Here is a 13,321-nt window from a genome sequence, read left to right on the forward strand (position 1 = left end):
CACCGTCAGAGCAGTTCCACGACGACGTTCAGGGAACCCGTCGGCGCCGCGCCGACGTCCAGCGACAGGCGGGTGAGGCGCTCGCCCCAGACGTCCGCCAGCATCGGGTCGTTCAGGGGCAGCACGTCGAGCCGGGCGGGCTCACCGGACTCCCAGGACAGCGTCACCGAGGCGTCGCCGTGCACCACCGTCGCCCGGCCCGGGGTCAGGTGCACGTCGCCGGCCAGCAGGTAGCGCACCTGGGACGAGCCGGTTCCCGGGGTGAGGCTCCAGGCGTCCGTGACGGTGATGACGCCGGAACGCCGGTCGAACTGCGCGGAACGCCACCAGTGATCTGTCTCGAAGCCCGGGTAGGCGGCGGCCAGATCCAGCTCCAGACGGTCGATCTCGTCGGTCAGGCGGTGCCGGACACCGCGGGCGGCGAACTCCCGGCCCGCCCGTTGCGCCGTGCCGCGGATCCGCGGGACGCTGTGCCAGTCGCTCTGCATGGTCGGGATGAGATAGCGGTCGGGGCCGAAGGTCCGGGCCGTGTAGGTGGGCCGCCCGGCGTCCACCACCACCGGCACCCCGTTCGCGGCGACGACCACCTGGCCCACGTCGTTGTGGTTGTGGTGCTCGCCGTTGTGCCCGCCCTTGACCGCCAGGGTGAGCCCCCGGTCCGTCCCCTCGGTCGGGCGGGCCAGCAGCACCTGGATCGACTCCAGCCAGACCTGACGGGGCAACGGCGGGGAAGTGACGGCGGCATCGGCCCATTCGCGGTCGGTCAGGGCCAGCAGCAGACGGCCGAGACCCTCGCGCTCCGACGGCGCGGCGCCGCGCCGGGCCGCCGCGTGCCGCGCCGCCGACTCCTCGCCCATCACCCGCGCGGCCCGGAACAGGGTGGCCCAGGGCTGGTCGGCCGGGGGCCGGGCCGGTCCGTCGGCCAGGTTCAGGTACCAGTCGCCGCCCAGGTGCATGCGGTGCGGGAACGCCACGGTCGCCCTCAGGGCCGGTACCGACGTGGCGTCCAGCACCCCGCGGGTCGCCTGACACAGCTGGTCGAGCGCCTCCAGGGCCCGGCAGGCCCCGTTCCACCAGTACGCGTAGCCCTCGTCGACCGCCCCGTCGGCCGGTAGCACGGCCACGAACCGGTCGAGCCCCCGGACCGCGAGATCAAGCACGTGGCAGCGTAGTTCGGGGTCGTCGATCAGCCGCAGCGCGACCAGCAGGATGTTGCCGTGGATCCACGGGGTCCAGTTGCCCACGTCACCGTCGAGCCCCAGCCAGTGCCAGTCGCGGCGGTTCAGGAACGGCTCGACCACCCGCACCCGCACCTCGTGCCGCATGCGCGCTCGCAGTCCCGGGAACCGTTCGTCGAGGGCCGGTCCGAGCGCCGCGTCGACCCAGGCGAGTTGCCCGGCGACCTCCCCGGCGCCGAGATCCAGGTACGGGGAGGACATCACGGGCAGCACCGACCCGTGTGCGGGCCAGCTGTCGTCGTGGGCGGGCCAGCACCAGGAGCTCTGCTCGCACAGCAGCACGACCCCGTCGGCCACCTCGTCGAGCCAGTGCGTCTCCTCGGTGACCAGGGCCGCCACGACCGCCCGGCTCAGCCGCCACTGACGCTCGAAGACCGCCTCCTGGTACTCCTCCCGGTCACCGTCGAGCACGAACCGCGCGGCGGCGTGGGCCAGGGGCTGGGGCCAGGGATGACCCCGGTCGAGCTCGGCCCGGGCAACCAGATCAGCGGTGTCAGTGAAATGGCCCCCCAGCGGAAGGCATTGATCAGGTGGCAGCAGCAGCTCGGATGTGATGTCGGGCCAGAGCTCGCCCAGAGGTCCGGTGCTCACGTCTCATCCCTTCGGTCCGGCGCTGGACTCGCGCACGTGCAGGGTGGGCAGCACGACGACCCGGTGGGTGGGGCGGTCCGGATCGGCCAGCCGGGCGGCGGCCAGTTCGACCGCGGCGCGCCCGATCGCGGCCCGGGCCGGCCGCACGGCCGTGAGTGACGGGCTGAACAGGCTGGCGAACTCGTCGTCGTAGGCCACCACGGAAAGGTCGGCGGGCACGGAGAATCCGCGGTCCTCGAGGCGCTGCACGATCGCGATCGCGTGCGCGTCGGCGTGCACCAGCGCGGCGGTCGAGCCGGAGGCCAGGAGCTCGTCGACCACGTGGTCGACGGCGGTCTCGGAGATCGTGGAACCGTGCTGCGGGATGCTGAGATCGATGCGGGACGCGGTGGGCACGTCGAGCGTGTCGAGCACCCGCGACCAGCCCTCCCGCACGGCCGGGCCGGTCGGGCTCTCCGGCGGGCAGGCGAACGCGATGCGGCGATGTCCGAGCGCGAGAAGGTGTTTCGTGGCCCGGGCGCCGCCGAACGCGTGGTCGGAGTGCACGTGCTCGAACGGCCGCCCGGCCGGTTCGGCGAGCCCGGGCCGCTCCACGACCACCACCGGGACGTCGAGATCGCCCAGCTGGTCGACGGTTTCCGCGAGGTGTGGGCTGGCCGGGCTCGGTGACACCAGGATCGCCCCGGCGCCCTGCTCGAGCAGGCGGGTGAGGTGGGGGCGCTCGTCGTCGATGGTGTACGACGACCCGCGCAGCACCACTCGCAGGCCGTTCTCGCGGGCGGCCACCTCGGCGCCGCGCACGATGCCGGGCCAGTAGTAGTCCAGGGAGGGCACGAGCATGCCGAGAATTCCGGTCTCGAGCAGACTTTCGCTCGGCACCGCATCGGCCCGGGCGGTCGTGGCCCCGCCGTGCACACGCTGCACCAGCCCGTCGGCAGCCAGTGCGGCGATGTCCCGGCGGATCGTGGCGGCCGCGACGTCCAGTTCGGTCACCAGCTCCGCCACCCGCACGGTGCCCCGCTGCTGGATCAGGTCGAGCAGCTGTTGCTGACGATCGACGGCCAGGAGCGGGCGTTCGGACTCCGGTCCCGCGCTCACTCGACCTCCCCCTCACGGTGACGCACGGCGGTGTGCCCGCCCACTGTGAGCGCTTGTGTGCGTTTCTGTCCAGTGATGAACCGTTCCGCGCCAGTTCCTTGACAGTCGTGCGTGCGTCGAGTTCTCATGCCGGTATGCGCGGTTCGGTGCGAAAGTGCGCGCATCCGAAGCTGTTCGATCGCATCCGAGCAGGCTGATCCACGGAAGGAGACGCCGGGTTGCGACGTCCACGTGCACTGCTCGTGATGGATCCCGAGGCCGCCTCCTCGCAGTTCGGGGAGCCCGAGCGGCAGCGTCTGGCGGAGTGCGTCGAGCTGGTCACGCCGGATCCGGTGGGGGAGCTCGACTCCCGGGCCGTCCGGTCGGCGATGTCGACGGTGGACGTGATGGTCACCTCGTGGGGCGCGCCCCACCTGAGTGCCGAACGGGTCGCGGCCGCTGCGCGACTGCGGGCGGTGGTGCACGCCGCCGGCAGCGTGCGGGGCCTGGTCGGGCAGCCGGTCTGGGAGCGCGGCATCGCGGTGAGCGCCGCGGCGGACGCCAACGCCGTGCCGGTCTCCGAGTTCACCTTCGCGGCGGTGGTGATGGCCGGGAAGCAGGCCTGGACGCTGGCCTCCCGGACCCGACTCGAAAGGCCGCTCGGCTGGGCCGATGTCCGGCCCCGGCCCGAGCTGTCGAACTACGGCCGCACCGTCGGGGTGCTCGGCTTCTCGCGGATCGGGCGCCGGGTGGTGCAGCTGCTCGGTGCCCTCGAGACCCGGTCGGTGCTGGTGGCGGACCCGTTCGCCGACCCGGCCGCGGTCGCGGCGGCCGGGGCCGAACGGGTCGGTCTCGACGAACTGCTCTCCCGCAGCGAGATTCTCACCCTGCACGCCCCCGCGCTGGACAGCACCCACCGCCTCATCGGCGCCCGCGAGCTGGCCGCGATGCCCGACGGCGCCACCCTGATCAACACCGCCCGCGGCGCGCTCGTCGACCACGACGCCCTGGCCGCCGAGTGCCGGGCCGGTCGTCTGCACGCCCTGCTCGACGTCACCGACCCCGAACCCCTGCCGGCCGGGCACCCGCTGCTCGGCCTGCCGAACGTCATGGTCACGCCGCACGTCGCCGGATCACTCGGGTCGGAGGTCCGGCGGATGTCGGCGCACGCCATCACCGAGCTCGAACGGTGGACGCGGGGCGAGGAGTTCCTGACCCCGGTCACCGCGGCCGAACTGGAGTGGAGCGCATGATCGAGACCTCCGGCGCCTGGACCCGGGAGACCTGGACCGCTCTGGCCGACCGCCTGCTCCTGGCCGCCCGGCCCCACGCGTCGCCGGGCCGGGGCCGGTTCACGTTCCCGGGTGCCCCCGGCGGGTACGGCACCGACGTCGACGGGCTCGAAGGATTCGCCCGCACCTTCCTGCTGGCCGGTTTCCGGCTCGCGGGGGAGCGCGGCGCCGATCCGCGGGGACTGGCCCAGTGGTACGCCGACGGCCTGGCCGCCGGCACCGCCCCGGGGTCGCCCGAGCGCTGGGTGCGCCCGTCCGAGCACGGCCAGGCCAAGGTCGAGGCGGCCTCGATCGCCCTCGTCCTCGACCTGACGCGTCCCTGGCTCTGGGACCGCCTCGACGCCGGGGTGCAGGAACGCCTCGTCGCCTACCTGGCCGAGGTCGTGGGTGACGACACCTACCCGGTCAACAACTGGCTGTGGTTCCGCGTCGTGGTGCAGACCTTCCTGCGCTCGGTCGGTGGCCCCTGGTCGCCCGACGACATCGAGGCCGACCTGGCCCGGCACGACGCGTTCCGCCGCGCCGACGGCTGGATCGCCGACGGCACCTCGCGGGCCTACGACCACTACACCGGCTGGGCCCTGCACCTCTACCCGACGCTGTGGGCGCGCATGACCGGGGCCGCCGACCTGGCCGCCGGGCGTCGGGAACGGGACGCCGCCGACCTGGACCGCTACCTGCAGGACGCGGTGTACCTGGTCGGTGCCGACGGCGGCCCACTGATGCAGGGCCGGAGCCTGATCTACCGGTTCGCGGCCGCGGCCCCGTTCTGGGCCGGAGCGGTGGCGGAGGTGCCGTCCGTGCCGCCGGGCCAGTTGCGGCGGGCGGCCTCGAAGGTGGCCGGGCACTTCACCGACCGTGGTGTGCCCGACGCCGAAGGCCTTCTCACCCTGGGCTGGTTCGGCCCGTGGCGGGCCCTGGCCCAGTCGTACTCCGGCCCCGGATCCCCGTACTGGGCGAGCAAGGGCCTGCTCGGCATCGCCCTGCCCGCCGACCATCCGGTGTGGTCGGCCCCCGAGGAGCCGCTGCCGGTCGAGACCGGTGACACGCTGCGTGCGCTGCGCGCACCCGGCTGGGTGGTGCACGGAACCCGGGCCGACGGCATCGTGCGCATCGTCAACCACGGCACGGACAAGGACGTTCCGGGCACGGACGCGGGGGACTCGCCTCTGTACGCCCGCCTCGGCTACTCCACGGCGACGCTGCCGCCGCTCGACGAGGCGTCCTGGGAACAGCCGTTCGACCAGTGCGCCGCGCTGGTGCTCGTCGACGGCCGGGTGGCGCACCGGGCCGGGATGTTCCCGGGGGAGACCTCCGGTGACCCGGGAACGCCGGTGGGGCAGGCGTCCTCCGGCGGACCGCAACGGGTCGTGACGGGCCGCGTCGATCTGGGCGGACGCGGGGCCGGTCACGCCGGCGGTCTGGTGGGCGAGTCCCGCGAGGTCGGTCACGTGAGTGTCTGCTCGATCGTGCGTGGTCCCTGGGAGGTGCGCCTGGTGCGCGTCGACGAGGCCGCCGGCGACGTGCGGGCGGTGCGCATCGCAGGCTGGCCGGTGCCGGTCGGCGGTGAGTTGCACTCCCGCGTAGACGTTCTCGGCGGGCCCCCGAGCAGCGAGGGCGTCAGCACCCGTGAGGACGCGAGTCCGCTGGCTCCCGAGATCGGTGTCCCCTGGGTGGAACTGGACGCCCCGGAGAACGTCTGGCAGGCCGTCGTCGTCACGCTCTCGGGCGTCGAACCGGGGCGGCCCGCGATCAGCGTCACCCTCGACGAGCACCGCTCCGCCACCGTCACCTGGCCCGACGCAACCCGTTCCCGTCACCAGCTCCTCGGCTGACCGTTCCGATCTCAAAGGAGAGACATGGACCGCTCGAGACTGACCCGGATCGCCTCGCTCGCCGTCGTCGCCGCCCTGGCCCTGACCGGATGCAGTTCCGGCGACAGCGGTGACGAGTCCGGCCCCGTCACCCTGACCGTCGGGGGCTGGAGCCTGGCCACCACCCCCGAGTTCGAGCTCCTGGCCGAGGGTTTCCAGAAGTCCCACCCCGACGTCAAGGTCGAGGTGAAGGAGTACGACGCGGCCAATTACGACACCCAGATGACCGCCGACCTGTCCGCCGGATCGGCCCCGGACGTCTACCCGATCAAGTGCCTGTGCACGTTCGCGACCTATCAGGGCGGCGGGCAGCTGCTCGACGTGTCCGACGTGACCGGGGGCCTCGACGAGACCGTGAAGTCGGCGGCCGCGCCCTACACCGTGGACGGCGCCACCTACGCCGTGCCCTACCGCGAGGACGGCTGGTTCCTCTACTACGACCGGGACATGTTCGAGGCCGCGAAGGTCGACGAGCCCGACGGCAGCTGGACCTGGGACGACTACGCCGCCGCGGCCGGGGAGCTGGCGAAGGCCCCGGGTGCCGACGCGGGCACCTACACGCACACCTGGGCCTCAGCGGTGCAGGGCTTCGCCAACGCGCAGACCGCCGACGGCCAGGCCGATTTCCTGGCCGGCGACTTCGCCTACCTGCAGCCGTACTACGAGCGGGCCCTCGAGCTCCAGAAGTCGAAGGCCGCGGTGGACTACGGCACCGCGACCACGAACACCCTCACCTACCAGGGCGAGTTCGGCACCCAGAAGGTCCCGATGATGCTCATGGGCTCCTGGTACATCGCGACGCTGCTGGCCCAGCAGGAGTCGGGTGACGCCGAGACGTTCGACTGGGGCTTCGCTCCGGCCCCGCAGATCGACGCCTCGACCCTGAGCAGTCCGGTGACGTTCGGCGGGCCGACGGGAATGGGCATCAACGCCGGGATCTCCGACCGCAAGGTGGACGCGGCCAAGGAGTTCCTGGCCTACATCTCCGGCGACGAGGGCAGCACGGCGCTGGCCGAGATCGGCATCACCCCGGCCAACACGAGTGACGCGGTGGCCGAGGCGTTCTTCGCGGTGGAGGGCATGCCCGACGACGAGCTCGCGAAGTCGACGTTCAGCACCCGGGTGATCAGGCCCGAGGTGCCGGTGTCGGCGAACACGCCCACGATCACCACGCTGCTGAACGACGCGCACACCGCGATCATGTCCGGCAGCAGTGACGTGCCGGCGGCTCTCGAGGCGGCGAAGCAGGAGTACGCCAACCAGATCGGCGGCTGAGCGGGTCATGGCCGCCTCGCTGCGCCGACGCAACGCGCTCATCGGCCTGAGCTTCGTGCTGCCGAACTTCCTCGGCTTCGCCCTGCTCACGCTCGTGCCGGTGCTGGCGCTGTTCTACCTGTCGTTCACGAACTGGAACGTGTTCGGCCAGGCCGACTGGACCGGCCTGGCCAACCTGCGGCGCCTGGCCGGTGACCGCAGCTTCTGGACCGCCCTGCGGAACACCCTGTACTTCACCGGGGTTCACGTGCCGGTGACGCTGGTGCTGTCCCTGGCGCTGGCCCTGCTGCTGAACACGAGACTGCGGGGCGTGCGGTTCTTCCGTACCGCCGCGTTCTTCCCGTACATCACCTCGATCGTGGCGATCGCGGCGGTCTGGAACATGATGTTCAGCCCGGAGACCGGACCGGTCAACCAGTTGCTGGGCGCGGTCGGGGTCGCCGGCCCGCCGGGCTGGACGAACTCCAGGGACTGGTCGATGCCCTCGGTGATCATCGTCGGCGTCTGGCGGGACCTCGGGTTCTACATGCTGCTGTTCCTGGCCGGGCTGCAGACGATTCCGCGGGACCTGTACGAGGCCGCGACCATCGACGGGGCCGGGGCCTGGCAGCGGTTCCGGCACGTGACGCTGCCCGGGCTGCGGCCGACGACGTTCTTCGTCACGGTCGTGCTCACCATCGGCAGCCTCAAGGTGTTCGACCTGATCCTGGTGCTGACCAACGGCGGGCCGGGGCAGTCCACCCTGGTGCTGAGTCAGTACATCTACCAGAAGGGCTTCGTGCAGAACCAGTTCGGCTACGCCTCGGCCGTGTCCGTCGTGCTCTTCGGGATCTGCATCGCCGTGACGCTGGTGCAGTTCCTCGTCAACCGCCGCAGGAGCGCCTGATGACCCTCACCGGGACCCGGCCCGTGACAGACCGGAAGACCACGGCCCGCAGGCGAAGTCTCTGGCCCGTCGTCGGCCACGCGGCCCTGATCGTGGCCTCGCTCGCCGTGCTGGCCCCGTTCTTCTGGATGGTGCTGTCCAGCCTGAAGACGAACAACCACGTGTTCACCGTGCCGATCCGCTGGACGCCGGACTGGCACTGGAGCAACTACGTCGACATCTGGACCAGGTCCGGCATGGTGACCTGGGTCAGGAACACGCTGATCCTGTCGGTGGTGATCACCTTCTTGCAGGTGCTCACCGGAAGCTTCGCCGCGTACGGGTTCTCGCGGCTGCGCTGGCCCGGCCGGGACGTGCTGTTCCTGGCCTACGTCGGCACGATCGCGGTGCCGTGGCAGGCGTACATGATCCCGCAGTTCATCCTGTTCTCGAAACTGCACCTGTCCAACACTCTCTGGGCGATGGTCGCGCTGCAGGCCTTCGGCGCGTTCGGGGTGTTCCTGATGAAGCAGTTCTACGAGACCGTGCCGGAGGAACTGTCCGAGGCCGCGCGCATCGACGGGCTGTCGGAGTACGGCATCTGGCGCCGGATCATGCTGCCGCTGTCGATGCCGGCCATCGCCTCGCTCACGCTGCTGACCTTCGTCAACGTCTGGAACGACTACCTGGGCCCGCTCATCTACCTGCGCGACCCGGACCTCTGGACGATCCAGATCGGCCTCAAGACCTTCATCGGCCAGTACAACGCGCAGTACGCGCTCATCATGACCGGGTCGGTGCTCTCGGTGCTGCCGATCGCGATCGTGTTCCTGCTCGGCCAGAAGTACTTCGTGCAGGGCATCGCGACCACCGGGATCAAGGGATGAACGCCGCCGGCCGCTACGAGACCTGGACCGGCGTCATCGGCACGGTCTGGCTCTTCCTCAGCACCAACCTGTTCGTCGTCATCGCCGTCCTCCCGTTCCTGCTCACGGCCTCGACCCCGCGGCTGTGGCCGGTTCTCGCGCCGCTGTGGGCACCGGCGGCCGTCGCTGCCTTCGCCCGATTCGGCGGGAGGGAGCCGGTGTCGTTCGTCCACCACTGGCGACGCTCACTGGCACCCGCCCTGCGCACCGGTGCCGCCGCGTCCTTCGTGCTCGTGGTTCTCGCCGTGGACGCCCACCTGCTCAGGAACGCGATGCCGGCCGTGATCCCGCTCCTGGCCGTGCTCGCCCTGCTGGTCGTGATCACCACGCTGCACGTGCTCGTCGGGCTCGCCGAGCACCCCGGCCTGCGGGTGCGTGACCTGGCCCGCGCCGGGCTGTATCTCGGCCTGCGGCACTGGTGTCTGACGGGTGTGTCGCTGCTCGTCCTGGCGCTGCTGGGCGGTGCCGTGGTGCTGCGGCCCGCCCTCGGGCTCGGCCTGGCGCTGGCTCCGCTGCTGTACGTGGTGTGGGCGAACTGCCGTTATTCGCTGCGTGCGCTCTCGGGCACCGACGCTTTGCGGGCCCCGCACCGCTCCATCCAGCGCACCAGCTGACGGTGCACCTGGTCCGCCCCGTAGAGCAGCTCCTCGCCCGGCACCGACCGGTCGAGCAGGTCGTCGTCGAGGGGCCAGGCCGTGGGATGCACCAGCACGGCCTGGTTCTGCCACCCGCCGAGCCCGCCGTGCGAGCCGACGAGCTCCTCGAACGCGTGCACCTCGCCCGTGCGGGGGTGCAGAGTGGAGTGAACGTAAAGGTCGGGGGCGCCGCGCATCTGGGCCACGCGCAGCAGGTCCGCGCAAGCCCGGGGACCGAAAGGGGCCAGGGGATCGGTGCCTTCCACCACGTCCTCCAGCAGAACCCGCACACCCGAGGGGCCGATGACGAGGGGGCCCCGCACGCTGTCGGCCACCACGAAACCGATGCCCGGCTCGGTGACGAGGCCGGGGATCAGGCCCGGATGGACCTCGGTGAACCGCTCGACCGTGACCCGCCCGGGCATCTGTGGGAACCAGACCAGACCCAGGTTTCCCGACCCGACCACCACCAGTTCGGGAGGCTCGCTCTCGTCACCACTCAGGCGCTGGGGACCCACGAGAACGCCTGCCTCGCTGCGTTTTCGGCCCCACCGGGCCCTCGGCCGGGCGGCCAGCACGTCACCGAGCAGAGCGTTCAGCGGACCCCAGCCCTCCACGTCACCCGTCTCCTCGACCGTGCCGCCCACCGACGCGTCGCAGTGCGCGCGCACGGCCTCCTCGAGCGTCGTGCCGGTGAGCTGGCGGAACGTGGACCCCTGGGCCTGGCCGTGGTCGGAGAGCACCACGAACCGGTAGTCGCGGGGCGCGGCCGCCGCGACCCGTTCCAGGGTGTGCAGCACCAGGTCGAGGCCGACCAGCGCGTCCATCGACTCGCTGCGACTGACCCCGGCGTGGTGGGCGATCTCGTCGTAGTCCACGAAGTCGACGTAGATCGAGGGTGCCCCCGCCATCATGTGCTCGGCCACCAGCGCCACGTTGAGATCACGCAGCACGACGTTGGTCAGGCCGCGCAGCGCGATGTACGACCCCCGGCGCCGGATGCGCGGCTCGATGCCCCGGACCCGTTGCTGGCGGCCCTGGTACAGCTCCTTGACGATCTCCGCGAGCATCAGCACCAGGGCCCGGGCGAACACGAACGGGCTGAAGAAGAACCGGATGTACGAGCTGCCCGGCCCCAGGTCACCGCGGCGGGCGGCCCGGCTCATCACCATCAGGGCGGTGGGTGCGTCACCGCTGAACATGTTGCTGACGCTCACCCCGCCGTCGGCCAGCAGGCCCCGGCCGTCGGACAGGCGGGCCTCGATGACCGCGGCGTCGGCCGGGCGGTTGGCCACCCGCAGCCGGCCGGACTCCTTCTCGTACCAGCGGAAGGCCGGGATCCCGTCGTTGCTCCCGTGCAGCAGGGCGGCCTGGCTCGCGGGGGTGGTCGAGGGCACCCGGGCCCACCACGGCGTCATCTCGTGACTGCCCGAACGCACCCAGCGCGACAGCGTGGGCAGCACCCCGGACACGATGCCGTTCTGCAGCAGCGGGTAGGGCAGGCCGTCGATCTGCACGAAGACCACCCCGGCGGGCTGGTCGCCGGGCTTCTCGTGACCCCGGCGCCGGCGCCGCGCCTCACCCCGCCGGATCAGGTCGGCCACCAGGTAGGAGCTGTCGTTGACGCCGACCAGCCAGCGAGTGGCGGCGGCGAGCAGGGCGGCCAGCAGCAGGGTCTGGGCCACCGCCTGCGGACCGGTGAACACCACGCCCGGCACCAGCAGGAGCGCCAGCGTGATCAGGGCCAGCTGCGCGCTGAGACCCAGCACCAGCGCGGTGATCGCCCCGGCCAGACCGGCGATGAGGCGCAGGGCGGGACGCACGACCGCGTCGATGACGGCGGTGACCGCGGCCACGGCGACGGCCCACCACCAGTGCGCGATCTCCAGGTCGGCGAGGATCCACGACGACACCAGGAGGGCGGCGGCGGTCGGCACGAGGCCGAACAGGGCGTCGCGCAGGTCACGGCTGCTGATGTTCAGCCCTCTCGGCATCCGAGCAGGTTATCCGGCTCTTCTCCGCTCCCCGGATCCGGCTAGGTTGCTTCCCGTCACTCTGCACCGCTGGAAGGAAAGAAGAACCGTGAGCATCCCCCTGGTGATCGACACCGACACCGCCCAGGACGACTGCGTCGCGATCCTGGCCGGCCTGCTGACGGAGGGCGCCGATCTGCGGGCGATCACCATGGTGGCCGGCAACGTCGGCTTCGACCGGCAGGTGCGCAACGCGTACCTGACCCTGAACGCCTCCGACAAGCTCGGTGCCGCGCCGATCTACCTGGGCGCCCGCCGGCCCCTGGTGCGCCCGTGGGTCTCGGCCGAGAACGTGCACGGTGACGGCGCCGGCGGCCTGGACATGTCGTTCGAGGGTCTGGAGCCGGAAACTGAGCACGCGGTGGACGCGCTGCTGCGCCTGGCCGACGAGGCCGCCGGTGAGCTCAGCATCGTGGCCATCGGCCCGCTCACCAACATCGCCCTGGCGGTGGCCAAGCGTCCCGAGTTCGCCCAGCAGGTCAAGCATCTCGTGGTGATGGGGGGCTCGAACAACGCCCGCGGCAACATCACCGCCGCGGCCGAGTTCAACTTCTACGTCGACCCCGAGGCCGCGAAGATCGTCTTCGACGCCGGGTTCAACGTCACCGTGGTGCCCTGGGCCCCTCTCACCCTGCAGCAGGCCGTGTTCCAGCGTCCGGTGCTCGACCGGATCGCCGCGATCGGCACGCCGCTGGCCGAGTTCTTCACCCGCGTCTGCTCGTCCACGCTGGCCTTCGACGAGAGCGTCGGCATCCCGGGCACCACCCACCCCGACTCGCTGTCGGTCGCGGTGCTGCTGCGCCCGGAGCTGGTGCGCCGCTCCGCGCAGTACAACGTCGACATCGAGACCGGCTCGGAGCTGACCCGGGGCTACGCGGCGATGTCGTGGGGCGTGCACGGACTGGCGCCCAACGCCACGGTGGTCGAGGAGATCGACGAAGACGGTTTCCGCGAGTTCCTGCTCTCGATGCTGTCGGTGGAGACCACGCCGCCGAGGCCGTTCACGGCCTGAACGCAGGTGGAGGCGGCGCTCGTTCTGCTCCCGTCGACAGTCATCGGCATCCATACCCGTCGGGCGATGGTGGCCCGATGAAAACCGGGGTGCTTTCGATTATCGATAATCGAAAGCACAGCGGTTGCGCGCGCACGACCCAAGCCGGGGGACGCGCCGGCGCCGGTGGGTGGGGGAACGGGCCTCCGGTCTCGTTCCCGACTCGGTGGCAGCGGGCCGGACGAGGTGGGCGCGGTCGGGGGGAGCGGGCTTCAGGTCTCGTTCCCGACCTGGTGGCAGCGGGCCGGGACGAGGTGGGCGCGGTCAGGGGGAGCGGGCTTCAGGTCTCGTTCCCGACTCGGTGGCAGCGGGCCGGGACGAGGGGGGCACCGTCGGGGGGGAGCGGGCTTCAGGTCTCGTTCCCGGGGCCGCGGACGTGGACCCAGCCGAAGGGGTGGCGGGACGGGACGAGATGCGCACCGTGCCGGTCGGGCCCGGACAGTTCTGGTGCTGCGCTACTAGTG

General features: G+C 71.6%; 10 protein-coding genes. 7 read left to right on the forward strand and 3 right to left on the reverse strand.

Annotation, left to right across the window (positions count from 1 at the left end):
* Window positions 1–5 precede the first annotated feature (5 nt).
* Both J2S57_RS23045 and J2S57_RS23050 read right to left on the reverse strand, forming a co-directional pair.
* Window positions 6–1,829, reverse strand: coding sequence for a heparinase II/III domain-containing protein (locus J2S57_RS23045; protein ID WP_307246453.1), 1,824 nt, complete (start codon window positions 1,827–1,829; stop codon window positions 6–8).
* 3 nt (window positions 1,830–1,832) lie between these two features.
* Entirely contained in the window at window positions 1,833–2,927 is a 1,095-nt protein-coding gene (locus J2S57_RS23050) for a LacI family DNA-binding transcriptional regulator (protein ID WP_307246455.1), read from the reverse strand.
* 218 nt (window positions 2,928–3,145) lie between these two features.
* Between J2S57_RS23050 and J2S57_RS23055 the strand changes: the two genes are divergently transcribed.
* Genes J2S57_RS23055 through J2S57_RS23080 form a run of 6 tightly spaced genes read left to right on the forward strand, consistent with a single transcriptional unit; the run spans window position 3,146 to window position 9,752 of the window.
* A complete protein-coding gene (locus J2S57_RS23055) occupies window positions 3,146–4,159 on the forward strand; it encodes a hydroxyacid dehydrogenase (RefSeq protein ID WP_307246457.1) in 1,014 nt (337 codons plus the stop codon).
* A complete protein-coding gene (locus J2S57_RS23060) occupies window positions 4,156–6,033 on the forward strand; it encodes a DUF2264 domain-containing protein (protein WP_307246459.1) in 1,878 nt (625 codons plus the stop codon). Before J2S57_RS23055 ends, J2S57_RS23060 begins: the two co-directional genes overlap by 4 nt.
* Before the next feature lie 24 nt (window positions 6,034–6,057).
* Window positions 6,058–7,347: an extracellular solute-binding protein gene (locus J2S57_RS23065; protein WP_307246463.1), complete on the forward strand. Its 1,290-nt coding sequence runs from the start codon at window positions 6,058–6,060 to the stop codon at window positions 7,345–7,347.
* Window positions 7,348–7,354: 7 nt separating this feature from the next.
* Window positions 7,355–8,233, forward strand: a complete 879-nt coding sequence (locus J2S57_RS23070) for a carbohydrate ABC transporter permease (RefSeq protein WP_307246465.1) — start codon at window positions 7,355–7,357, stop codon at window positions 8,231–8,233.
* Entirely contained in the window at window positions 8,233–9,099 is an 867-nt protein-coding gene (locus J2S57_RS23075) for a carbohydrate ABC transporter permease (RefSeq protein ID WP_307246468.1), read from the forward strand. Before J2S57_RS23070 ends, J2S57_RS23075 begins: the two co-directional genes overlap by 1 nt.
* Entirely contained in the window at window positions 9,096–9,752 is a 657-nt protein-coding gene (locus J2S57_RS23080) for a hypothetical protein (RefSeq protein ID WP_307246471.1), read from the forward strand. Before J2S57_RS23075 ends, J2S57_RS23080 begins: the two co-directional genes overlap by 4 nt.
* On the opposite strand, the gene J2S57_RS23085 is transcribed toward J2S57_RS23080, so the two are convergent.
* Complete coding sequence (locus J2S57_RS23085) at window positions 9,680–11,767, reverse strand: alkaline phosphatase family protein (RefSeq protein ID WP_307246473.1); 2,088 nt, start codon at window positions 11,765–11,767, stop codon at window positions 9,680–9,682. The genes J2S57_RS23080 and J2S57_RS23085 overlap by 73 nt on opposite strands.
* An 88-nt stretch (window positions 11,768–11,855) precedes the next feature.
* Here J2S57_RS23085 and J2S57_RS23090 point away from each other — a divergent pair, with 88 nt between their 5' ends.
* Window positions 11,856–12,818, forward strand: coding sequence for a nucleoside hydrolase (locus J2S57_RS23090; protein ID WP_307246475.1), 963 nt, complete (start codon window positions 11,856–11,858; stop codon window positions 12,816–12,818).
* Window positions 12,819–13,321: the final 503 nt, after the last annotated feature.

This window comes from Kineosporia succinea, from assembly GCF_030811555.1.
Lineage (GTDB): Bacteria > Actinomycetota > Actinomycetes > Actinomycetales > Kineosporiaceae > Kineosporia > Kineosporia succinea.

Excerpts from the sequence above, each read along its gene's own strand:
- J2S57_RS23070 (WP_307246465.1), top strand. The coding sequence starts at position 7,355 with ATGGCCGCCTCGCTGCGCCGACGCAACGCGCTCATCGGCCTGAGCTTC.
- J2S57_RS23060 (WP_307246459.1), top strand. The coding sequence starts at position 4,156 with ATGATCGAGACCTCCGGCGCCTGGACCCGGGAGACCTGGACCGCTCTG.
- J2S57_RS23085 (WP_307246473.1), bottom strand. The coding sequence starts at position 11,767 with ATGCCGAGAGGGCTGAACATCAGCAGCCGTGACCTGCGCGACGCCCTG.
- J2S57_RS23065 (WP_307246463.1), top strand. The coding sequence starts at position 6,058 with ATGGACCGCTCGAGACTGACCCGGATCGCCTCGCTCGCCGTCGTCGCC.
- J2S57_RS23075 (WP_307246468.1), top strand. The coding sequence starts at position 8,233 with ATGACCCTCACCGGGACCCGGCCCGTGACAGACCGGAAGACCACGGCC.
- J2S57_RS23080 (WP_307246471.1), top strand. The coding sequence starts at position 9,096 with ATGAACGCCGCCGGCCGCTACGAGACCTGGACCGGCGTCATCGGCACG.